Origin of the sequence: Promicromonospora iranensis (assembly GCF_028994805.1) — a bacterium.
Lineage (GTDB): Bacteria > Actinomycetota > Actinomycetes > Actinomycetales > Cellulomonadaceae > Promicromonospora > Promicromonospora iranensis.
Genome location: NZ_JAJQQP010000002.1, coordinates 426,694 through 448,081, shown reverse-complemented (window position 1 = coordinate 448,081; position 21,388 = coordinate 426,694). Strand labels below are relative to the sequence as shown.

Sequence of the window (21,388 nt, the reverse complement as noted above, 5' to 3'; positions counted from 1 at the left end):
CGATGCTCGGGCCGCTCGTGCGGCCACTCCTCGGACGAGCTGGGTCGTCAGCTCCGTCCATCGTCACGCGAGGAGCCGTCGGTCGCCAGTGCGACGAGCACGAGGCCGACCACGGCGAGCGCCGCGAGCAGGACGGCGCCCTGGACGGTGGTTCCGGAGGCGAGCATGGCGAGGGCGCCGAGGAGGGCGGTGGCGGCGAGGACGGTGAGGTCGCGCCGCCAGCTGGTGAGGAGTGCTGCGATCTCGGCGTGTCCTTGGGGTGGGACGTGGGCGGCCCACCAGGTGGTGCGGGCGAGGAGGTGGGCGAGGAGGGCGACGGCGAGGGCCCAGGGGTCGAAGGGTTCGCTGGTGAAGCCCCAGAAGAGCACTGCGGCGACGGCGATGACGCCGCCGGCTGTGGTGGGGGTGGGGTGGACGACGACGAGGCCGGTGGCGAGGGCGGCGATGGTGAGGGTGACGCTGTGGGGGATCCCGGGTGTGCGTGCTGCGGCGGTGAAGAGCAGGAGCGGGACGAGGGCGAGGAGGGCGGCGCGGAAGGTCCAGCCGCGGAGGGTGGGCCGGGTGTGGACGGTGATCGTGGGCAGGGGTCGGCGTGCGGGGTCGGCGAGGTGGAGCGTGATGCGCCGGACGAGGGGGGTGAGGGGGCTGGGGATCATGGGATGCGTCCGGGTACGTGGCGTTGGGTCGCGCGGGCGAGGGCTTCGAAGCGGACGGTGGCCTGGTCGCGCCGGGATCCGGCCCAGCTGATGACGGGGGCGCCTTCGCCGTCGAGGGCGGTGATGCGGTCCTCGCGTTCGAGGCGGGCGATGCGCCATGCGATCGCGAGGTGGTGCTCGAGGACGTGGCGGACGTCGGGGAGGGTGTCGATGACGACGACGGGGTGGCCCATGGTGTGCCAGGTGCGGACGAGGTGCAGGGGTTCGTCGTCGAGCAGGGTGGTGAAGAGGTAGACGATGGCGTCGGCCGGGAGCTGTGGTGGGCGGACGCGGTGCAGTGAGGCGGGGTCTTTCGGGTGGGCCAGCGCGAGTCCGTGCACGAGGCGGCGGAGGTGGCGGCGTCCGGCTGCGGGTGGCAGGGGGCGGCGTCGGCGGGCGAGGTCTTCGAGGCCGACGCGGTCGCCGGCGTCGACGAGGGCGGTGGCGACGGAGGCTGCGGCGTGGCGGGCGAGGTCGAGTGACGTGGGCTCGTCGACGCGGAGGGTTCCGTAGCCGCGCCAGGTGCGGATGTCGGGTCCTACCTCGTCGCGGGAGTCGACGACGAGTACCGCTGTGGCTTCGGCGGTGGAGTAGGTGCGGCGGACGTAGAGGGTGTCGAGCTCGGGGGAGCGGCGGGCGGTGGTGCGCCAGTCGATCCGGCGGAGTCGGTCGCCCGGGGTGAAGGGGTGGATGTCGCGGAGCTCTGTGCCGTCGCCGAGGCGGCGGGAGGAGTGTGGTCCGGTGAGGCCGCGGAGCCGTCGGGGCAGGGGGAGTCGGCCGAGCGGGGCGGCGCCGGGGAGGACGAGGCGGGTGGCGCCGCGGACCTGGGTGGGTTCTTCCTCCCAGGTGCGGTGCCGGGATCCGCGCAGGTCGACGGTGAAGGTCTCCTGGGGGCCGGTGCGTACGGACGAGAGGCGGAGCGGCACCTGGCGTCCGGTGGTGCTACCGGCGGGATCCTCGGTGGCTCGTGCGGTGAGTGCCAGGTGGGTGTCGCGGTGTCCGGTGGCGGTGATGCGGAGGTGGATGACGTCGGCGGTGGGGCCGGTGTCGGGGGTGGTGGTGAGGTGGAGCGTGGCGGCGAGCTCGCCGGGTGTGGTGGTGCCGGGTGGTTCGTGGAGGGTGGCGCGCAGGGGTGTGGTGGGGCGGGTGGTGTGGGCCCAGGTGGCGGCGAGGAGGCCGGGTATGCCGATGAGGGCGATGTCGGCGCGCCCGGCGAGGAGGCTGGTGGTGAGCAGGAGGACGCCGGTGGCGATGGCGGCGGTGTACGCGGAGGTGGGTCGCCAGCCGTGGTGGCCGTCTGCTGGTGTGCCCTGGGAGGTTCGTCCGCGGGCGACGATGAGGCCGCCGACGGTCATCGGGTGGGGACCGTGGCGGGGGTGGGGACGGTGTGCAGGAGGTCGGCGACGATGGTCTCGGGCCGGGTGGCCGACGCCCAGGCGGTGGGGGTCAGGGTGATCCGGTGGGCGAGGACGGGGACGGCGATGCGCTTGACGTCCTCGGGCAGGACGTAGTCGCGTCCGTCGAGGACGGCGATGGCACGGGCGAGGAGGACGAGGTTCTGTGAGCCGCGGGGTGAGGCGCCGACCTCGAGGGCCTGGTGGCCGCGCGTGGCGGCGGTGAGGTCGACGCAGTAGCGGACGACGTCGGGGTCGACGGCGACCTGTTCGGTCCCTGCCTGCATGGCGCGGACGGTGGCGGGGTCGACGACCTGGGCGACGGTGGTGGCCTCCTGCTTGCGGGCGAGGCGCCGGGTGAGGACCTCGGTCTCCTGGGTGCGGTCGGGGTAGCCGACCGCGAGGCGGACCATAAAGCGGTCGAGCTGGGCCTCGGGCAGGGGGTAGGTGCCTTCGTACTCGACGGGGTTGGAGGTGGCCAGCACGTGGAAGGGGTTGGGCAGGGCGCGGCTGGTGCCTTCGATGGAGACCTGTCGTTCGGCCATCGCCTCGAGGAGCGCGGACTGGGTCTTCGGGGCGGTGCGGTTGATCTCGTCGGCGAGGAAGAGGCCGGTGAAGACGGGTCCGGGGCGGAACTCGAAGGTGCGGGTGGCGGGGTCGAAGACGGAGGAGCCGGTGATGTCGGCGGGCAGCAGGTCGGGGGTGCACTGGAGGCGGGCGAAGTCGAGGCCGAGAGCGGTGGCCAGCGAGCGCGCGGCGAGGGTCTTGCCGAGGCCGGGTACGTCCTCGAAGAGGACGTGGCCTCCGGCGAGGATGGTCGCGAGGGCTGTCTGGAGCGCGTCGCGCATACCGACGACGGCGGTGCCGACCTCGGCGAGGACTCGTTCGCCGAGCGCTGCGACGTCGGCGACAGGCAGGGGCGCCGGGCCGGCCTGCGGGGTGGTCGGCGGGGTGGTGCGGTCAGGCACGGTTCTCCTCGGTGGTCGGTGCGGCACCGAGGCGTTCTATCGCATCGAGCCAGGTCTGTACGGTGCGCGCCGTGGGCGGTTGGCGGGACTTGAGCTGGCGCACGACGCGAGCGCCGAGGAGGCGTTCGGCGTCGGGCTCGGAGTCGGGGTCGGACGGGTCGACGCCGTGGGCGCGGAGCCGGTCGGCGGCGAGGGCGCGGATGCGGCGCACCACGCGGTCGGTGACGTGGCCGTCGCGGCCGAACACGGACCAGCCGAGGTCGGACACGTCGTGGCGTCCGCCGGCGCGGGCCACGACGAAGAGCTGGGGCCATTCGGGGTCGTCGGTGGTGGCGTCGGTGGCCGACCACAGGATGCTCAGCGCGGCGGCGAGTGCTGTCGCGGCGTAGGCGTGCGCCGGGTCGATGACGCTCCAGAAGACGAGGCCGGCGGCGGCCAGGGCTGTCACGACGGTGATGGTGGCGATGCGCCGCCAGTTCCAGTTCCTCACGCCTGACCTCACGCCGGGCCCCGTCCGGTACCGGCCTCGGGACCCTGGGGGAGATCGCTCTCGGCGTCCGGCGAGGGCTTGTCGATGTCGAGGCTGCGCGCGATGTCCGCGAGCGCCTCGCGGGCCTGGGCGACGGCGGGGCGGTCGATGGGCCGGTCGGTGAAGCGGGCGCGTTGGTAGAGGGTGCGCAGGCGGGTGACGGCGGCGGGTGGTGCGGGGGTGGCGGCGAGGACGGTGCCGGCGAACTCGGTGGGGGTCTGGGCTGGGTCGCGGTGGGCGCCTGCGCGTTCGGCGGCTTCTTCGAGGGCTACCCAGGCGGCGACGACGGCGTCGCGGGGGCGGGCGTGCCCGTCGAGGTGGGCGAGGGCGCGGCTGACGGCGTCCTGGAGCTCGGGCAGGTCGACGGCGTCGCCGAGGCTGCCGGTGGCGGTGCCGGCGGTGAGGTTGTCGGGTGTGGTGTCGATGCGTTGCCGGCGCAGGGCGAGGAGCTTGCGGGCCACGGCGGTGACGAGGGCGATGACCAGGAGTGCGAGGAGGACGGCGATGACGAGGCCGATCCAGGGGTTCTCTGTGCCGGTGTCGAGGGGCTGGTCCATGGGGCGTCGGCTGGTGTCGGGGCTCGGTGGTGACTGGTCGGGCAGGGAGAGCTCCGGGGTGGGCAGGTGGGGCGGGCTGAAGCGCCAGGGGGTGGCGGTGGCGGCGCCGAGCACGACGACGGTGACCAGGAGGGCGGTGACGGTCAGGCGGATGGCGGGCCTCATGCGGGCAGGCTGCCGGGCTGGTTGTCGGGCTGGTTGTCGGGCTGGGCGAGCCGGTGGGCGTGGATGCCTGCGGCGGCTGCCGCGACGAAGGACGCGGGGTCGGCGTCGAGGTCGCGGCCCATGGTGCGCAGCCCGCCGGGTGCGGTGCGCAGGGTGTCGAGGAGGGTGGTGTCGGCGGGGACGTCGACCAGGGTGTGCGGGGTGTGCGGGGTGTGCGGGGTGTGGCGGCCGGTCCCGTCGGGGGCGGCGAGCGTCTGTGCCTGTTCGCGGATGCGGTGGGTGAGCGGGATGCCCCAGGTGGGCAGGCTCTCCAGCTCGGCGGTGGGCACGGGGACGGGGACGTCGGCGGGGGCGAGGGCGACCCTGGTGTACGCGGTCAGGGAGTGGTGGGAGATGCCGAGGTGGCGGTCGCGGGGGTCGGCGCCGGACACGCGCAGGGACGCGACGGGGCGGCCGTGCAGGGTGGCGGCGGCGTTGACGGCCTCCCCGGCGGCGACGCCGGAGTAGCCCCACCGGGTCCCGGTGCCGAGGTTGCCGGGTCCCTGGGTGACGACGGCGATGTCGCACCCGGCGACGTGGCGGGCGGCGAGGAGGCCGGTGTGCACGGTGACGGCCTCCAGGTCGCCGCCGAAGGTCTGGCCGACGGTGACGCAGGTTTCCAGCCAGCCGGCGTCGCGCAGGGCGGCGACGGTGCGGGAGAACGCCGCGGGCAGCGCACCGCCGTCGGTCATGACGTAGGCGACCTTCAGGCCGGCGGGGTCGGTACCCGTGCGGGCCGCGGCGTGCCGCAGACCTGCGACGACGGCGGGCAGCGCGGAGTGCAGGTCCGCGACGACGACGGGCATGCCGTCGAGGCTGTCGGCGCCGGCCAGGGTCGTGTGGTGCGGCGACTCCTGCTCGTCGACGCCGAGCACCATGGTCTGCAGGGGCGTGTAGCGGGCCTTGACGAGGTGTCCGGGACCGGGGGCGGGGTCGGGTGGGAGGTGGGTGCCGGCCGCGGCGGGCCCGACCACCAGGGCGTACCCGCCGGTGCCGAGGCCGCGGGCGAGCGCGGACACGTTGAGCAGCACGGCCTCGCCCGGCCCGGGCGCACCGACGAGGTCGGTGTACGCGAGCGCACGCACGGTGCCACCGGCCTCACCGGCCTGGGCGTCCCGGCCCGGCAGGGGCCGGTCCAGCGTCACCTCGAGCTCGCACGCCCCCCGCCACGACCTGCCTGTGGAAATCACGGTCCCGATCCGCCACGTCATCACAGGGTGGAGGCTACCGAACGCTACGGTTGTCCTGATGCCCATCGATCCGCCTCCCAGCGCGCAGTCCGCCACGTCACCCGGCCTGAACCCCGCCGAGCGGCTCCTGAACCTCGTCATCGCCCTCGTGAACACGAATGCGGCGATGACGAAGCAACAGGTCCGCACCGCCGTGGCCGGGTACGCCGACGCGCCCAGCGACGAGGCGTTCGAGCGGATGTTCGAGCGGGACAAGGACATGCTCCGCGCCCTCGGCATCCCCGTCGTGACGGTCGGGACCGGCGGGCACACCGACGAGCTCGGGTACCGGATCGACCAGGACGCCTACGCGCTGCCGTCGATCGACCTCACCCCCGCCGAGCTCGGTGTGCTGTCGCTCGCCGCCCAGTTCTGGCAGGACAAGACCCTGCAGACCGACATCAACCGCGCCATGGTCAAGCTCCGCGCGGCCGGCGCCGGAGACCCGTCCGCGGACGCCCTGGCCGGCCTCGCGCCGTCCGTGCGCGCCGTCGGCGACGCCTACGGGCCCCTCATGGAGGCGATCGAGGCCCGCCGCGCGGTCACGTTCAGCTACCGCGCCGCGTACAACGGGACGGTCCTGACCCGGCACGTCGAGCCCTGGCGCATCGCGGCGCGCGACGGTGGCTGGTACCTCATGTGCTTCGACCGGGACCGGCAGGCGCCCCGCGTGTTCCGCATGTCCCGCATCGAGTCCCGCGTCCGTGTCACCGGCCCCGCCGGCGCCTACGACATCCCCGACTTCGAGACCGACGTCGTGCTCGGCAAGGCGCACGGCGAGATCCGGCAGGCGGTGGTCGCCGTCCGCCCCGAACGCGCCGGAGCGCTGCGCGCCCGCGCCAAGCCCGTGCCCGACGGCGAGCGCCAGGCCTACAGCGAGCGCCTGCCCGTCCCGGCCGGCGCGCCGGCGGGTGGCCGTGCGGGGGACCAGGCCGGGTGGGACATCCTCGAGGTGCCCTACCGGTCCCTGTCGGGCATGGCGTCCGAGGCCGCCGGGTACGGGGCCGCGCTGGTCGTGCTCGAGCCCGAGGCGGTGCGGGCCGAGACGCTGCGCCGGCTCACCGCCGCAGCGGCGCTGGGCTCCGGGACGGGCGCGCAGGCGGGGGCGTCCCGTGGCTGAGCGCGCGGACGACAGGCTCCTGCGCCTGCTGGGCATCGTCGCCTACCTCGACGGCGCCGGACCGGTGTCCGTGGCCGACCTGGCCCGAAGGTTCGGGACCACGCCCGCGCAGATCCAGAAGGACGTCGACGCGCTCTGGGTCTCGGGCACTCCCGGGTACTGGCCCGACGACCTCATCGACTTCGACGCCGCGTCCATCGACCGCGGCGTGGTGCACCTGACCGAGGCGCGCGGCATGACCAGACCCCTGCGGCTCGGCACCCGGGAGGCGGTGGCGCTGGTCGCCGCGCTGCGGGCCATGAAGGCCACCGGCGCGGTCCAGGCCGACCCGGCACGGTCCGCCGTCGTCGAGTCCGCGCTGCGCAAGCTCACCGACGCCACCGGTGAGGCCGCCAGTGCCGTGGACGTGCGGCTCGCACCGGGCGGTGACCGGCAGGTCGTCTCGGCGATCTCCTCGGCCCTGACCGCGCGCCACCGGCTGCAGATCAGGTATGTGACCTCTTCGGACGTCGTCAGCGAGCGGGAGGTGGACCCCGTGCGGCTGCACACGCAGGACGAGTACGCCTACCTCGCCGCCTGGTGCTACCGCGCCGCCGCGCCACGCACCTTCCGTGTCGACCGCATCCTGGAGGCCACCGAGACCGACGTGCCCGTGCAGGAACACCCCGGGGTCGGGGAGCAGGCGGCCGAGATCGACTTCGCCGCCCTGTTCGCCGGCAGGTCCTCACCGCTGGCGACCATCCGGTTCGCGCCCCGGGCACGCTGGTTCGCCGAAGAGGTCCCCGTCGAGTCCGTACGCAACCTGCCCGACGGCGACTTCGAGGTCACGCTGCGCGTCACCAACCCCGGCTGGCTGCGCAGCACCCTGATCCAGCTCGCCCCGTACGTGCGCTCCGTCGCCCCTGCGGCCCTGGCCGACGACGTCGCCGGGGCCGCCGCCGAGGCGCTGGCCCTCTACGACTCAGGGCGCGAGACCGGGCCCACGTTCGGGCACGGGACAGATCCGCGGACCCGAGACGCAGCCACATCGCCCGATCGGCACTAGGCTTGGCGACCATGTGGTTCTGGGTGTGGACCCTGCTGATCGTGGGAAGCCTCGTCGGGGCGTTCTTTCTGGCCCGCTCTCTCTGGCGGTCGGCAAAGGGCCTGATGGAAGAGCTGGGGCGAGCGTCGCGCCGCATCAGCGAGTCGAGCGACCGGTTGCAGGAGCTGTCCGACCGGGCACGGGAGGCGGCGAGCACGCAGCACGCCGGCCCGAGCCTGTTCGACGACGTGACCATCCACTACCAGCGTGTCAACGCGCAGCGCACGGCCCGGGCCGGGCGCAAGGACGCACGCCGGGCGCGGCACGTGGTGACGTGGCAGAAGTGGAAACACTTCAACGACTGAGACCGGCCGAGCGGAGCACGCTGAGGCGCGGATCTGCGCGGTTCTTGCGCGTCTCGGCGCCCGGCGCCACCTTCCGTCCACCGGAGGGCTACCTTTGTGCCCCCTGTGTCCGCGTAGGATCGGTCATATCCGCATCACCGCGTATCAGCACCGCACTGTAAGGAGTCACCATGACAGGCGCCATGCAGCCCTGGCACTGGATCGTTCTGCTCGTCGTCGTCCTGCTGCTCTTCGGATCCACCCGCCTGCCGGGGCTGGCCAAGAGCGTCGGACAGTCGATGAAGATCTTCAAGAAGGAGATCAAGGACCTGCGCGACGACAGCCCCGACGACGCTGACGGCCGGAACAGCAACGCCGCCGACAACCGGCCCGGCGGCGCGACGACGTCGACCACGGGCTCGACCGCCGGACCGGCGAGCTCAGGCACGGACGACGTACCGGGCCTGATCAACAACAGGGACCGCGACATCCCCAAGGCCTGAACCGGTGGCACGTACGAGGCGGCCGTCCGACGGCCGTATGCCCCTGCTCGAGCACCTGCTCGAGCTCCGCAAACGTTTTGTCCTCATCGGGGCGGGACTCCTGCTCGGCGCGATCGCCGGCTGGATCCTGTACGAGCCGCTGCTGGTCGCGCTCCAGCAACCACTGGAGCGCGCGTCCGAGCTCACGGGCAACGACGTGACCCTGAACTTCACCGGACCGGCATCGGCGCTGGACCTGAAGGTCAAGGCCGCGCTGTTCCTCGCCGTGTTCGTGTCGTGCCCGTGGTGGCTCTACCAGGTGTGGGCCTTCATCACGCCGGGGCTCAACAAGCGGGAGAAGTACTACGCGTACGGGTTCGTGGGCGCATCGGTACCGCTGTTCCTCGGTGGTGCCTACATGGCCTGGGTCGTGATCCCGCACGCCGTGCAGATCCTGACGGGGTTCCTGCCGGACAACGCCACGAACTTCACCGACGCCCAGATGTACCTGAGCCTGGTGATGCGGCTCCTGCTCGCGTTCGGACTCGCGTTCGTGTCCCCGGTGCTGCTGGTCGGCCTCAACTTCGCGGGCCTGATGTCCGCCAAGGCGCTGCTCGCCGGCTGGCGGTGGGCCATCCTCGTCGCGTTCACGTTCGCCGCGGTCATGACGCCGACCCCGGACGCGCTCACGATGATCCTCGTCGCCCTGCCGATCTGCCTCCTGTACTTCGCCGCCGCCGGCGTCGCGGTGCTGCACGACAAGCGCGTCGAGAGGCGCCTCGCGGCCGCCGAGATCTGACCCGACCGCGCCGGACCACGCGCCCGGCCCCCGCCCTGCACAGGGCGCGGGCCGGGCGTCGTCGTGAACGGGCACGGGGACCTGTCGCACCGGGCCTGTCGCACCCGGCCTGTCGGAGAGTGACCGTAGGCTGTGCCCATGAGCGACCTGAGCCCCGCCGAGCGGTACACGGCCTTCCGGTCACAGAGCCGTTCAGCGGCCGAGCACCCCGAGCTGACCCAGTTCCGGGAGGTCATCGGGTTCGAGCTCGACGACTTCCAGGTACAGGCCTGCGAGGCCCTCGAACAAGGCCGCGCCGTGCTCGTGGCAGCCCCCACCGGCGCCGGCAAGACCGTCGTGGGCGAGTTCGCCGTCCACCTCGCACTGGCCTCGGGCCGCAAGGCGTTCTACACGACCCCCATCAAGGCGCTCTCCAACCAGAAGTACGCCGACCTCGTGCGCCGCCACGGGCTCGACAACGTCGGCCTGCTCACCGGTGACACCACCATCAACGGCGACGCACCCGTGGTCGTCATGACCACCGAGGTGCTGCGCAACATGCTGTACGCGGGCTCCTCGACCCTGGACGGCCTGGCCTACGTCGTCATGGACGAGGTCCACTACCTCGCCGACCGCTTCCGCGGCCCCGTCTGGGAAGAGGTCATCATCCACCTCTCCGACGACGTGCAGCTCGTCTCCCTCAGCGCCACCGTGTCCAACGCGGAGGAGTTCGGCGACTGGCTCGAGATGGTGCGCGGCGACACCGCCGTCGTCGTCTCCGAACGCCGGCCCGTACCGCTGTGGCAGCACGTCCTGATGTCCTCACCCGAGCCGCGCGGCAAGCCACGCCTCCTGGACCTGTACGCCGGGCACGTCGACCCGACCGACCCCGGCACCAGTCCGCCCATCAACCCCGACCTGTCCGCGGCGTTCCGGTCCGGGCGCGGCGGCAACCGCCCCGGCGACCACGGCGGACGGCGCGGCCGCGGCGCCGGCCGGCGTGGCGACCGCGGGTACCGCGGCGCGGGCGGACGCCGCGCCGACGACAGCGCCGGGGGCATCGGACCGAGCCGGCGCACCCCGCCGCGGTTCATCGTCATCGACGCCCTGAACGCCGACGCGCTGCTGCCCGCGATATACTTCGTCTTCTCCCGCGCGGGCTGCGAGGCCGCCGTCGACCAGTGCCTCAAGGCCGGGCTACGGCTGACCACCCCCCAGGAGGAAGCGACCATCCGGTCCGTCGTGGAGGAGCGCACCGCCGCCATCCCGCCCGAGGACCTCGACGTGCTCGGCTACTGGTCCTGGTCGCAGGCCCTGGCCCGCGGCGTCGCCGCCCACCACGCCGGCATGCTGCCCGTGTTCAAGGAGACCGTCGAGGACCTGTTCTCCCGCGGCCTCGTCAAGGTCGTGTTCGCCACCGAGACCCTCGCGCTCGGCATCAACATGCCCGCCCGGTCCGTCGTCCTGGACAAGCTCGTCAAGTGGGACGGCACCAGCCACGTGCCCGTCACCCCCGGCGAGTTCACCCAGCTCACCGGCCGCGCCGGCCGCCGTGGCATCGACGTCGAGGGCCACGCCGTCGTCGTCGACCACCCCGCCCTGGACCCCGTGGCCCTCGCCGGACTCGCGTCCAAGCGCCTGTACCCGCTCAAGTCCAGCTTCCGGCCCACCTACAACATGGCCGTCAACCTCGTCGCCCAGGTCGGCCGTGACCGCGCCCGCGAGGTCCTGGAGACCTCCTTCGCCCAGTTCCAGGCCGACCGCGGCGTCGTCGGCCTCGCCAAGCAGGCCCAGGCGCACGCCGAGGCCCTCGACGGGTACGCCAAGGCCATGTCCTGCACCGAAGGCGACTTCGGTGAGTACATGGGCCTGCGCCGCGCCATCAAGGACCGCGAGAAGGAGCTCTCCCGCGCGGCCTCCGGCGCCGAGCGGGCCGAGATCGTCGCCTCCCTGGAACGGCTGCGCCGCGGCGACGTCGTCGAGGTACCCACCGGGCGACGACGCGGGTACGTGCTGGTGCTCGACCCCGGCGAGCCCGGCGGCTTCGACGGTCCCCGCCCCACCGTGCTCACCCAGGAGCGCCAGGTCAAGAAGCTCACCCTGGCCGACGCGCCCGACGGCCTGGAGACCGTCACCACCGTCAAGATCCCCAAGGCGTTCAACGCCCGCAAGCCCGACGCCCGCCGCGACCTCGTCTCGTCCATGCGCAACGCGCTCGGCGCCCTGGCCGACGACGTGCCCTCCGCGCACTCCACCAGCACCCCCGCGGGCCGGCGCCCGGGGAGCGCCGCCCGCGGCGGCAAGTCCCTGGCCGGACGCCGCTCCGACGCCTCGACCGACGCCGAGCTCGCGCGGCTGCGCAAGGCACTCAAGGCCCACCCGTGCCACGCCTGCCCCGAGCGCGACGACCACGCCCGCTGGGCCGAGCGCTGGAACAAGCTCAAGCGCGAGCACGACCAGCTCGTGCGCCGCGTCGAAGGCCGCACCGGGTCCATCGCCCGCACCTTCGACCGCACCCTCGACGTGCTGCTCACCCTCGGCTACCTGCAGCGCACCGGGACCGGGCAGGACAGCGCGACACCGGACGCAGGAGTGCCCGACGGCACCGTGCAAGGACCCGGCAGGATCCGCGTGACCGACGACGGCCGCTGGCTGCGCCGCCTGTACGCGGAGAACGACCTGCTCCTGGCCGAGTGCCTGCGCCGGGGCGTGTGGGACGGGCTCGACGCAGCGGGCCTGGCCGCCGTCGTCTCCACGGTGGTCTACCAGAGCCGCCGCGACGACGCCCCCGACCCCTACATCCCCGGCGGCCCGACCGGGCGCCTCGCGGGCGTCCTGGACGACACACAGCGCGTGTGGTCCGAGGTCGACGACCTCGAGGAGGCGCACGGCATCGACGCCACCGGACCGCTCGACCTCGGCCTGGTCGGCGCGATGTACCGGTGGGCGTCCGGCAAGGGGCTGGACAGCGTCCTGCGCGGCTCCGACCTCGCCGCCGGCGACTTCGTGCGCTGGTGCAAGCAGGTCATCGACGTGCTGGACCAGCTCGGCGGCGCCGCGCCGTCCGACAAGCTGCGCACCACCGCACGCAAGGCCCAGGACGCGGTGCTGCGGGGAGTGGTCGCGTACTCGAGTCTCTGACCGGCTGACACCAGCGCCCTGGCAGCGGCGCCGGAGGGGATCGCATACAGTTCCCCCGTGAGCCAGCCCGTCCGATCCATCCTGTACCGCAACGGCGTCATCCACTCCTCGGCGGACCCCTTCGCCGAGGCGATCCTCGTCGACGACGGCGTGGTGGCGTGGCTCGGCGCCGACGACACCGCAGCCGGCCTCGCCGCGCGCGCCGACCGGGTCATCGACCTCGACGGCGCCCTGGTGACGCCCGGCTTCGTCGACGCGCACGCCCACGTGCTGGAGACGGGCCTGTCGAGCGACGCGGTGGACCTCACGCCCGCGGGGGGAGTGCACTCCCTCGCCGACGCGCTGGCCGCGCTCCACGACGGCGCCCAGCGGCTGGCGGCCGCCGACCCGTCCGGCGACCAGGTGCTGCTCGCCTTCGGCTGGGACGAGCAGGCCTGGCCGGAACAGCGCACGTTCACCCGGCAGGAGCTCGACGACACCTGCGGCGGACGCCCCGTCTACGCCGCACGCGTCGACGTGCACTCCGCGGTCGTCTCCACCACGATGGCCGCCCGCGCCGGCATCGAGCGCGACCCCGCCTGGACCGGCACGGGCCTGTCCGGCTCCGGCTGGTCCGACGCCCCCGCCGACACCGGCCTGGTCACCGCCGACCTGCACCACACGGTGCGCGACGTCGCCCACGCGCTGTCACCCGAACGCCGCACCCGCCTTTACCGCGAGACCCTCGCCGCGTGGGCCACCCGCGGCATCGTGTCCGTGCACGAGATGAGCGGTGCGCACCTCGACACCCGGGCCGGCCTCGCCGAGCTGTACGCCATGACGACCGACTCGGTGACCGCGGAGGCCGTGGCCGACCCGGCCGTGCCCGCACTGCCCCACCTCGCCGCCTACCGCGGCGAGCTGTGCGCGACCACCGACGAGGCCCGCGCGCTGCTCGCCGAGCTGCCCTTCCTCACCGGCATCGGCGGCGACCTCAACGTCGACGGCTCCATCGGCTCCCGCACCGCCGCCCTGCGCAGCCCGTACTCCGACCTGCCGCTGGACCCGTCGTCCGGGGCCTTCTCCGGCGCCCTGACCAACGCCGACGGCACCCCGTGGACCGGCAACCTGTACCTGTCCGCCGAGCAGATCGCCCACCACCTCGCCGCCGTCCAGGGCGCGGGCGTCCAGGGTGCGTTCCACGTCATCGGGGACCGCGCCATGGACACGATGGTCCTCGGCCTCCAGATCGCCGCCCAGCTCACCGGCGACAGCACCGTCCGCGCCGGGCACCACCGCATCGAGCACGGGCTCTTCGTGGACGCGACCACGCTCGCCGCGCTCCTCGTCCAAGGCGTCGGGCTGTCGGTCCAGCCGGCGTTCGACTCGGCCTTCGGGGGCAGCAAGGGCGTCTACGCCTCCCGCCTCGGCGCCCTGCGCGCCGGCTCGCTCATGCCGTTCGCCGACCTCGCCCAGGCCGGAGTACCGCTCGCGTTCGGGTCCGACACCCCGGTCACCCCCGTGGACCCCTGGCAGGGCGTGCGCGCGGCGACCAGCCACGAGGACCCCGACCAGCGCATCTCCGCCGGCGCCGCGTTCCGTGCCCACACCCGCGGCGGCTGGCGCCTGGCCGGGCTGGACCACACGGGCGCCGGGCAGCTGCGGGTCGGCGCGCCCGCGCACCTCGCCGTCTGGCGCGCCGAACAGCTCGGGGTGCAGGCGGCGCCCGGCCGCCTCAGCTCCTGGAGCGAGGAAGCCCGCGCGGGCACACCCCTGCTGCCCGACCTCTCCCCGGACGCCGTCGAGCCGGAATGCCTGCACACGCTGCGCGACGGCGTCATCCTGCACGACACGTTCTGACACCCCCTCGTGCGTTGTGAGCGCGACCGTTGCGACAACCCGCCCGTGAGAGGCGCAAGGATCGCGCCCACAGCCCAGGGCGGGTGGCGCGGGAGGTCCGGCTCGCGCCGGTAGGCTGCGATCGTGCGCCTGCCTGAGCCGTCCCGGCTGCTGTCCCTGTTCCTCGCGGTGGCCGGTGGCCTCCTCCTCTGGACCGCGTTCCCCGACGCCGGAGTGTGGCCCGCCGCCTTCGTCGCCGTCGCCGTCCTGTACTGGTCGCTCGGCCGCGACGGCGCCTGGTGGAACTTCTTCGTCGGGTTCCTGTTCGGCCTCACCTTCTTCCTGCCCCACCTGTGGTGGGCGCACGAGTCGACGGAGGCCGCGCCATGGATCGCCATGTCGGCGGTCGAGGCCCTGTTCCTCGCCGGGTTCGGCGCGGGGTGGACCTGGGTACGCCGGGCACGGTTCCTGCGCCGCCGCGGCTGGCGGCTCGCCGCCGCGTTCGCCGTCCTGTTCGTCGCAGTGGAGCAGTGGCGCGCCGAGGTCCCGTTCGGCGGGTTCCCCTGGGGCCGTCTCGCCTGGGCCATGGTCGACGCCCCGACCGGGCGCGCCGCCTGGCTCGGCGGCACCGTCGCCGTGAGCCTGCTGGTCGCGTTCGCCGGCGTGCTGCTCGCCCTCGCTGCCGCGAGCCTCGTCCGCGCGGTCCGGCTCCGTCTCCCCGGATCCGACGGCGACACCCCCTCAGCCCGCGGCGGCGTCACGTCGACGGGCGGCCCGCGGCACTCCACACCCGGACGCGAGGCACGCCGGGCCGTCGGCGCCCTCGCGCTGGGCGCCGCTGTCGCCGTCGTGCCGCTGGTGCTGCCCCTGGCCACCTCCGCCAGCGCCGGTCCCGTCGAGACACCGGAGGGGAACGAGGTCTACGACGCGGGCAGTGATCTGGCCGAGGACGGCACGCTGTGGGCCGGTGCGGTCCAGGGCAACGTGGGGGAGCCGGGTCTCGGCGCGTTCGCGAACCGGGCCGAGGTGCTGAACAACCACCTGGAGGGTACCTACACGCTGGCCGAGGACTATGCGGGCGAGCTGGACGTGGTGCTGTGGCCGGAGAACGGCAGCGACCTGGACCCGCAGACGACGCCGGATGTCGCACGAGGGCTGGACGAGGCCGCGGCGGCCGTGGGGGCGCCGATCCTGGTGGGGGCGCAGGAGTTCCCGGAGACGGGAGGCCGGTACAACGTGTCGCTGCTGTGGCAGGCGGGCAACGGCGTGATCGGGCGGTACGCGAAGCAGCATCCGGCGCCGTTCGGTGAGTACATCCCGATGCGGCCCTTCCTGCGGCTGCTGTCGGACCAGGTGGACCGGGTGACGACCGACATGATTCCCGGGGTGAACCCGCCGTACGTGGACGTGCCGAGTCGGCTGGGTCAGGGCGACTACCGGATGGGCACGATCATCTGTTTCGAGGTGGCGTACGACGAGATCATCCGCGACGCGGTCCTGCGGGGTGCGCAGGTGCTCGTGATCCCGACGAACAACGCGTCGTTCGGGTTCACGGCGGAGTCGACGCAGCAGCTGGCGATGTCGCGGATGCAGGCGATGACGACGGGCCGGGCGGCGGTACAGATCTCGACGGTGGGGGTGTCGGGTGTGATCACGCCGGACGGCACGGTGGTGCGCCGGACAGGCCTGTTCACGGACGACGAGTTCGTGGCCAACCTGCCCTTGCGGTCGTCGATCACGCCTGCTGTGGCCGCAGGCTACTGGCCGGGCTGGGTGGTCGGCGGCCTCGCGGTAGCCCTGTTGGTGACGGGTGTCGGCGGCGGGGTGGGCGCGCGCAGGCGGATGCGGGCGCAGACCGTGCCGGTGGTGGACGGTGCCGTGAGCCTGAGTCGGTAGGCGCACGCCGGTCGATACGACCAGCAGGTACAGAAACGACCGTCGGGTCCGGCCACATGGCCTGGACCCGACGGTCGTTTCCGCTGCTGTCAGTCGCTGCTGACGGTCACGGGGACCGTCGGTGCGAGGCTGTCAGGCGGAGCGGCGGAGCTTGCCGGCGCGCAGCAGCTCGAGGCGCTCGTCGAGCAGGTCTTCGAGCTCCTTGACGGTGCGGCGCTCCAGCAGCATGTCCCAGTGGGTGCGCTGGGGCTTGGTCGCCTTGGGCTCCGGCTTCTCGGCGTCGCGCAGCAGTGCCTCCTCGCCGCAGCGGCACTCCCAGATCGGGGGTACGTCCGCGTCGGTGGCGAAGGGCAGGATGATGGTGTGGCCGTTGGGGCAGTCGTAGTAGGCCTGGAACCGAGGGGCGAAGTCCACGCCCTCGTCGGACTCCATGCTCTTACTACCGATGCTCATACCGCGCAGGGACCGGTCGGGCACGATGTCCTCCAGAGGGTTGTCGGGATAGGTGGCGGAAAAAGGTCCGTAGTGCCAACGCGGGGACCCTCTGTGATGTTCCAGCCGTTCCAGCCGTCTATGTTCCAGCCGTCTGATCAGGCTACGCGTCCGATGTGCGCTCGCAAGCGCACTCCGGGCAAACTGGGCGCGGATGTGCGCGATCTCACGTGGGTAGCGGCTGGTGGGAGCAGGCCTGGTGGGAACAATCGAGACTAGCAGCAGGTTGTGGGCAGTATTCATGCATCTGCATGAATAGCTCGGCACGCAGGACAGTCCAGCACGCAGGGCTTCAGCAGGAACACGATCATGGGAGCGCGAGATCATGCAGTTCGGGATCTTCAGTGTCAGCGACGTGACGACGGACCCGACGACGGGGCACACCCCGGACGACACCGAACGTGTCCGGGCGATGCTCACGATCGCGAAGCACGCGGACGAGGCCGGTCTGGACGTGTTCGCCACGGGTGAGCATCACAACCCGCCGTTCGTGGCATCCAGCCCGACGACGATGCTCGGCTATCTCGCCGGCGTCACGAAGAACATCACCCTGTCCACGGCGACCACCCTGATCACGACGAACGACCCGGTACGCATCGCGGAGGAGTACGCGATGCTGCAGGTCATCTCCGACGGCCGGATGGACCTGATGATGGGCCGCGGCAACACCGGTCCGGTGTACCCCTGGTTCGGGCAGGACATCCGCCAGGGCATCCCGCTCGCGATCGAGAACTACGCGCTGGTACGCCGGCTGTGGACCGAGGACGTCGTGGACTGGGAGGGCAAGTTCCGCACCCCGCTGCAGGGCTTCACCGCCACCCCACGCCCCCTGGACGGTGTCCCGCCGTTCGTGTGGCACGGCTCGATCCGCAGCCCCGAGATCGCCGAGCAGGCCGCGTACTACGGCGACGGGTTCCTGCACAACAACATCTTTTGGCCGATCAGCCACACCAGGCAGATGATCGCGTTCTACCGGCAACGGTTCGAGCACTACGGCCACGGCCGCGCCGACCAGGCGATCGTCGGCCTCGGTGGCCAGGCGTTCATCCGGAGGAACAGCCAGGCTGCCTGGGACGAGTTCCGGCCCTACTTCGACAACGCGCCCGTCTACGGCCACGGTCCGAGCATGGAGGACTTCACGCGGGACACACCGCTGACCGTCGGCTCGCCGCAGCAGGTCATCGACCGGTACGGGTCCTTCATCGACGACGTCGGCTACTACCAGCGTCAGCTGTTCCTGATCGACCACGCCGGCCTGCCGCTGAAGACCGTCCTGGACCAGATCGACCTGCTGGCCTCCGACGTCGTGCCCGAGCTGCGCAAGATCGCGGACGCCAAGCGCCCCGCCGACGTGCCGGCGAACCCGCCCACGCACGCGGAGCGGGTCACCGCCGCCAAGGCAACGGGCCAGGCCGGCGCGACGCACGTCGGCGACGGCGCGGACGAGTACACCGGCAAGCGGGCAGAGGAGGTCCTGTCATGACCGACGCCACCGAGCGCACCACCACCGAGCGCACGATCGCCGTCGTGCACGCCGGCCTGGGGCAACCCTCCTCGACCCGGCTGCTGGCCGACAGGCTCGCGGAGGCCACGGTGCGCGAGCTCGAGGCCCTGGGCCACGACGTGACCGTGGAGGTGGTCGAGCTGCGCGACCACGGGCACGCGATCATCGACGCGATGCTCACCGGGTTCCCCACCGGTGACCTCGCCGATGCCATCGAGACCGTCACCCGGGCGGACGCCGTCATCGCCGTGACCCCGCTGTTCACCACCACCTACTCCGGGCTGTTCAAGTCGTTCGTCGACATCCTCGACAAGGAAGCCCTCACGGGCATGCCCGTGCTGCTCGGCGCGACCGGCGGCACACCACGCCACTCCCTCGCCCTGGAGTACTCCCTGCGGCCGCTGTTCACCTACCTGCGGGCCGACGTCGTCACCACCTCGGTGTTCGCGGCCACCGACGACTGGGCCCGAGCCGCGAGCGCCAACCACCACGACGACGGAGGCAGCTCCCTGCCCCAACGCATCGAACGCGCCGGCCGCTCCCTGGCGGCCCTCGTGTTCGCCCGCGGCGAGCATGCCAAGCCCGCCGACCCGTTCTCGAGCACCCCGAGCTTCCTGGACATGCTCGGCGGAGACTGAGCCGGGCTGATTCGGGGCCAAAGCCCTGGTCACCGGCCCAGGTCGTCCTGCCGCGCCCGGGGCTTGCACGCCCTGGGCGCGGCAGGGAACATATGGGACAGCGGTCGGCGCTGGTCGTGGCCGGACGACGGCGGGACGACGGGTGAGGGAGCAGTCATGGCGGACGGTACGGAGAGTCAGGCCTCGGACGGTACGAGCGCTGACGGCCCACAGGGTTCGCCCGCGCACTACCTGGACGCCGACACGGGACGCGTCGCCCGCATCGTGGCGGCGCTACGGAAGGCGCACGCAGAGCAGAAGGTGCACGCAGAGCAGGTAGCGGCCACCGTTTCGGCGGCTGCTCCGGTTCCCCCGCCCCCACCCGCCGCTGCCGCCGCTGGTTCTGCCCCTGCTGACGAGCCCGCCGCTGCAGGCGCGTCGACGGGTTCGGTCACGGACACCGCCGAGCTGCCTGACGCCCCCGCGCCGCGCCGGGAGTCCACCGGTGTGCGGCCGGCCGAGCCCGCCGTGCCCACCCTGCGCTGGAACCCGGGCGCCCGCTACCGGGCGTCACGGCTCGCGAGCTATCTGGCGCCGCAGCAGCCCGCGACTCCCGTGCCGGGTGCTCACCGGCCCACTGCCCCGGCGCCGACGGCGGTACCGTCCGTCCACGCCCCGGTGCCGCCGCCCCCTGCGCCGCCCCAGGGCCCGGTGCCTCCGGCGCCTCCCGGTTCGGGACCGGTCCCCGCGCCCCCGCCACTCGCCGGGCGTCTGTACCGTGGGCCGGCGAAGCGGACGGCCGTGTTCGAACGCGAGATCTGGCACCCCGTGGCACGGTCCTCGCGCGTACCGCGCGATGTCAGCGAGGCGCTCGTCGCCGCGGTGGAGCGCTATCGCATGGGCTCGATCTCCACGTCGGGCCTCGTGCGGGCGATCGGCAGCGCGCACGCCGCCTGACCCGGTCCTGTTTCGCATCGCGCCAAACTGGCCGTCCCGCTCAGCCCAGGTTCGCCCTCGCCTGCCCTTGTCCTGTCGTCAGGGAACCGAGGAACATTCGTTGCACGAACGAGCACGCGGCATGGTGCTCGTGCGGCGAACGCACCAGACGTCCTGCCGTCTCTCGGGGAGGCGCCGAACGGGGCGGTCTGGCGACCGGGGTGACGGAGGACGGAGCGGCGATGCGACCGCAGGCGCGGGTGGCCCTCGGCATGATCGGCATGATGGGCGTGATCGGGCTCCTCAGCGGCTGCATGACCGACGCGAGGGCTGCCGACTTCATGGCGCCGGAGGACTACGGGACCGTCGAGCAGCTGGTCGCCGACGCCGACGTCGTCGCCCTGGTGCAGGCCGGTGACGCGGCGGTCGACGTGGTCGACCGCGTGCCCTACACCCGCACCGAGGTCCAGCTGCGCAAGGTGCTGCTGGGTGCCGTGGCGAAGAACGCGAACCTTGCGGTGACCCAGGTCGGGTCCACGTCGTCCCCGCCCGGGGCCGGGATGCCCGCCGTCCTGCAGACCGGCCAGGAGTACGTGGTCGTCCTGCACCGCACGGGGGCGGGCGAGTTCGAGGTGGTCGGCCCGGGCGTCTGGCGGGCCGACACGCTGGGGACCAGCCTGTCCCTCCACACCGCGATGCTGCCCTGCGTCCCCGCGGCGATCCCGCACGTGACCACGCCGTGGGACCTCGAGGTACAGCTCGGCAAGGCCGCGGAGTCCCTCGGTACGAGCGTGATCGGCAGCTACTGACCGGCTGCTGACCGGCTGCCGGCTGGGTCAGACTGGGTGCATGACGCGCAGTCTCGTTCTCACCGCTGACGACGCCGGCACCCACCCCGACGCGGACCGCGAGATCGCCGCCCTGCTGGCCGGCTCGCCTCTGACGGCCGTCGGCGTCATCACCGCACACGTCGACGGCGAGCAGAACCCCGGCGCCCTCCGTGCCGTCGAGCTGGTCGCCCGCGCGGCGCCCGACGTCGCGCCCGGTGTGCACGTGGTGCTCCCGGAACCGGCGCCGGACGGCGGCTTCGACGACGTCGTCGACCGGGTCACCGATCAGATCGACGCCCTGGCACGAGCCACGGCCGTCGTCGGCTCGCCCGCGCCGGATCGCCTGGACTCCCACCAGGGCACGCTCTACGGGCTGTCGGGGCGTTCCTACCTCGCCGAGGCGATCTCGGTGTGCGCGCGCCGTGGTCTGGCGTTCCGCCTGCCTCGCGGGCTGGAGCTGTACGGGGACGGTGACCCGCTGCTCACCACACCCGCCGTGCGGGAGCGGCACGCGAGCGCGGTGGCGGCAGCGGACGCCGCGGGGGTGCGCCTGCCGCGCGTCATCGCCACCCACCGGGGCGGCGACGCCGAGGCACGGGACTACGTGTCCCTGCGGGACCACTACCTGCGCCTGCTGGATCGGCTGCCCGAGGGGACCAGCGAGATCTTCTTGCACCCGGCCCCGGACACCGCGCGCCTGCGGGAGCTGTCGGCGGGGTGGTGGCGCAAGCGGACCTGGGAGCTGCGGCTGCTGGGCGATCCGGTTCTCGTCCGGGAGATCGACCGGCAGGGCATCGACCTGGTCGGCAGGTGGTGAGTAGGCTCACCGA

The 21,388-nt window shown here is 73.1% G+C and carries 20 protein-coding genes; 13 read left to right on the top strand and 7 right to left on the bottom strand.

Annotated elements, in window-relative coordinates; genetic code table 11:
• Positions 1-47: 47 nt before the first annotated feature.
• The 6 genes from LUM46_RS04610 to LUM46_RS04585 are packed head-to-tail and all read right to left on the bottom strand — an operon-like array spanning position 48 to position 5,561.
• Positions 48-656: a hypothetical protein gene (locus LUM46_RS04610; RefSeq protein ID WP_274992561.1), complete on the bottom strand. Its 609-nt coding sequence runs from the start codon at positions 654-656 to the stop codon at positions 48-50.
• Positions 653-2,050 carry a DUF58 domain-containing protein gene (locus LUM46_RS04605; protein WP_274992559.1) on the bottom strand — a complete coding sequence of 466 codons (1,398 nt, stop codon included), beginning with the start codon at positions 2,048-2,050 and terminating at the stop codon, positions 653-655. Before LUM46_RS04605 ends, LUM46_RS04610 begins: the two co-directional genes overlap by 4 nt.
• Positions 2,047-3,057 carry an AAA family ATPase gene (locus LUM46_RS04600; protein WP_274992558.1) on the bottom strand — a complete coding sequence of 337 codons (1,011 nt, stop codon included), beginning with the start codon at positions 3,055-3,057 and terminating at the stop codon, positions 2,047-2,049. The genes LUM46_RS04605 and LUM46_RS04600 overlap by 4 nt, the downstream gene beginning before the upstream one ends.
• On the bottom strand, positions 3,050-3,547 hold the full coding sequence (locus tag LUM46_RS04595; protein WP_274992556.1) for a hypothetical protein: 498 nt from the start codon (positions 3,545-3,547) through the stop codon (positions 3,050-3,052). The genes LUM46_RS04600 and LUM46_RS04595 overlap by 8 nt, the downstream gene beginning before the upstream one ends.
• 8 nt (positions 3,548-3,555) lie before the next feature.
• A complete protein-coding gene (locus LUM46_RS04590) occupies positions 3,556-4,308 on the bottom strand; it encodes a DUF4129 domain-containing protein (protein ID WP_274992554.1) in 753 nt (250 codons plus the stop codon).
• A complete protein-coding gene (locus tag LUM46_RS04585) occupies positions 4,305-5,561 on the bottom strand; it encodes a DUF3866 family protein (protein ID WP_274992553.1) in 1,257 nt (418 codons plus the stop codon). The genes LUM46_RS04590 and LUM46_RS04585 overlap by 4 nt, the downstream gene beginning before the upstream one ends.
• Positions 5,562-5,595: 34 nt before the next feature.
• Between LUM46_RS04585 and LUM46_RS04580 the strand changes: the two genes are divergently transcribed.
• The 8 genes from LUM46_RS04580 to lnt all read left to right on the top strand — a co-directional run bounded on the left by LUM46_RS04580 (position 5,596) and on the right by lnt (position 16,179).
• Complete coding sequence (locus tag LUM46_RS04580; protein WP_274992551.1) at positions 5,596-6,696, top strand: helix-turn-helix transcriptional regulator; 1,101 nt, start codon at positions 5,596-5,598, stop codon at positions 6,694-6,696.
• The gene (locus LUM46_RS04575) at positions 6,689-7,741 is read left to right on the top strand and encodes a helix-turn-helix transcriptional regulator (protein WP_274992550.1); all 1,053 of its coding nucleotides are present in this window, start codon (positions 6,689-6,691) and stop codon (positions 7,739-7,741) included. Before LUM46_RS04580 ends, LUM46_RS04575 begins: the two co-directional genes overlap by 8 nt.
• A gap of 11 nt (positions 7,742-7,752) precedes the next feature.
• A complete protein-coding gene (locus LUM46_RS04570) occupies positions 7,753-8,085 on the top strand; it encodes a hypothetical protein (RefSeq protein WP_274992549.1) in 333 nt (110 codons plus the stop codon).
• Positions 8,086-8,255: 170 nt separating this feature from the next.
• Complete coding sequence (tatA, locus tag LUM46_RS04565) at positions 8,256-8,567, top strand: Sec-independent protein translocase subunit TatA (RefSeq protein ID WP_274992547.1); 312 nt, start codon at positions 8,256-8,258, stop codon at positions 8,565-8,567.
• A 37-nt stretch (positions 8,568-8,604) separates the two neighbouring features.
• Positions 8,605-9,345, top strand: coding sequence for a twin-arginine translocase subunit TatC (gene tatC, locus LUM46_RS04560; protein WP_274992663.1), 741 nt, complete (start codon positions 8,605-8,607; stop codon positions 9,343-9,345).
• A 138-nt stretch (positions 9,346-9,483) separates the two neighbouring features.
• Positions 9,484-12,465: a DEAD/DEAH box helicase gene (locus tag LUM46_RS04555; protein WP_274992546.1), complete on the top strand. Its 2,982-nt coding sequence runs from the start codon at positions 9,484-9,486 to the stop codon at positions 12,463-12,465.
• Between the two features lie 57 nt (positions 12,466-12,522).
• Complete coding sequence (locus LUM46_RS04550; protein WP_274992545.1) at positions 12,523-14,304, top strand: amidohydrolase; 1,782 nt, start codon at positions 12,523-12,525, stop codon at positions 14,302-14,304.
• 123 nt (positions 14,305-14,427) lie between these two features.
• Positions 14,428-16,179 (top strand): apolipoprotein N-acyltransferase, encoded by a 1,752-nt coding sequence (gene lnt, locus LUM46_RS04545; protein WP_274992543.1) that lies wholly within the window; start codon positions 14,428-14,430, stop codon positions 16,177-16,179.
• A 132-nt stretch (positions 16,180-16,311) separates the two neighbouring features.
• Here lnt and LUM46_RS04540 read toward each other — a convergent pair whose 3' ends face one another.
• Positions 16,312-16,656 (bottom strand): RNA polymerase-binding protein RbpA, encoded by a 345-nt coding sequence (locus LUM46_RS04540; protein WP_026365682.1) that lies wholly within the window; start codon positions 16,654-16,656, stop codon positions 16,312-16,314.
• A 340-nt stretch (positions 16,657-16,996) separates the two neighbouring features.
• Between LUM46_RS04540 and LUM46_RS04535 the strand changes: the two genes are divergently transcribed.
• From LUM46_RS04535 to LUM46_RS04515, 5 genes are all read left to right on the top strand, one after another.
• Positions 16,997-18,154 (top strand): LLM class flavin-dependent oxidoreductase, encoded by a 1,158-nt coding sequence (locus LUM46_RS04535; protein WP_274992542.1) that lies wholly within the window; start codon positions 16,997-16,999, stop codon positions 18,152-18,154.
• A complete protein-coding gene (locus tag LUM46_RS04530; protein WP_274992541.1) occupies positions 18,151-18,813 on the top strand; it encodes an FMN reductase in 663 nt (220 codons plus the stop codon). Before LUM46_RS04535 ends, LUM46_RS04530 begins: the two co-directional genes overlap by 4 nt.
• A 156-nt stretch (positions 18,814-18,969) precedes the next feature.
• Positions 18,970-19,749, top strand: a complete 780-nt coding sequence (locus LUM46_RS04525) for a hypothetical protein (RefSeq protein ID WP_274992540.1) — start codon at positions 18,970-18,972, stop codon at positions 19,747-19,749.
• Positions 19,750-19,970: 221 nt separating this feature from the next.
• The gene (locus LUM46_RS04520; RefSeq protein ID WP_274992539.1) at positions 19,971-20,537 is read left to right on the top strand and encodes a hypothetical protein; all 567 of its coding nucleotides are present in this window, start codon (positions 19,971-19,973) and stop codon (positions 20,535-20,537) included.
• A gap of 40 nt (positions 20,538-20,577) precedes the next feature.
• A complete protein-coding gene (locus LUM46_RS04515; protein ID WP_274992538.1) occupies positions 20,578-21,375 on the top strand; it encodes a ChbG/HpnK family deacetylase in 798 nt (265 codons plus the stop codon).
• The last annotated feature ends 13 nt before the right edge of the window (positions 21,376-21,388 follow it).

Bases quoted from the DNA above. Each gene is read 5' to 3' on its own strand.
- LUM46_RS04610 (WP_274992561.1), bottom strand. From the start codon at position 656: ATGATCCCCAGCCCCCTCACCCCCCTCGTCCGGCGCATCACGCTCCAC.
- LUM46_RS04605 (WP_274992559.1), bottom strand. From the start codon at position 2,050: ATGACCGTCGGCGGCCTCATCGTCGCCCGCGGACGAACCTCCCAGGGC.
- LUM46_RS04590 (WP_274992554.1), bottom strand. From the start codon at position 4,308: ATGAGGCCCGCCATCCGCCTGACCGTCACCGCCCTCCTGGTCACCGTC.
- LUM46_RS04580 (WP_274992551.1), top strand. From the start codon at position 5,596: ATGCCCATCGATCCGCCTCCCAGCGCGCAGTCCGCCACGTCACCCGGC.
- LUM46_RS04570 (WP_274992549.1), top strand. From the start codon at position 7,753: ATGTGGTTCTGGGTGTGGACCCTGCTGATCGTGGGAAGCCTCGTCGGG.
- tatA (WP_274992547.1), top strand. From the start codon at position 8,256: ATGACAGGCGCCATGCAGCCCTGGCACTGGATCGTTCTGCTCGTCGTC.
- tatC (WP_274992663.1), top strand. From the start codon at position 8,605: ATGCCCCTGCTCGAGCACCTGCTCGAGCTCCGCAAACGTTTTGTCCTC.
- LUM46_RS04555 (WP_274992546.1), top strand. From the start codon at position 9,484: ATGAGCGACCTGAGCCCCGCCGAGCGGTACACGGCCTTCCGGTCACAG.
- LUM46_RS04535 (WP_274992542.1), top strand. From the start codon at position 16,997: ATGCAGTTCGGGATCTTCAGTGTCAGCGACGTGACGACGGACCCGACG.
- LUM46_RS04530 (WP_274992541.1), top strand. From the start codon at position 18,151: ATGACCGACGCCACCGAGCGCACCACCACCGAGCGCACGATCGCCGTC.
- LUM46_RS04525 (WP_274992540.1), top strand. From the start codon at position 18,970: ATGGCGGACGGTACGGAGAGTCAGGCCTCGGACGGTACGAGCGCTGAC.
- LUM46_RS04520 (WP_274992539.1), top strand. From the start codon at position 19,971: ATGCGACCGCAGGCGCGGGTGGCCCTCGGCATGATCGGCATGATGGGC.
- LUM46_RS04515 (WP_274992538.1), top strand. From the start codon at position 20,578: ATGACGCGCAGTCTCGTTCTCACCGCTGACGACGCCGGCACCCACCCC.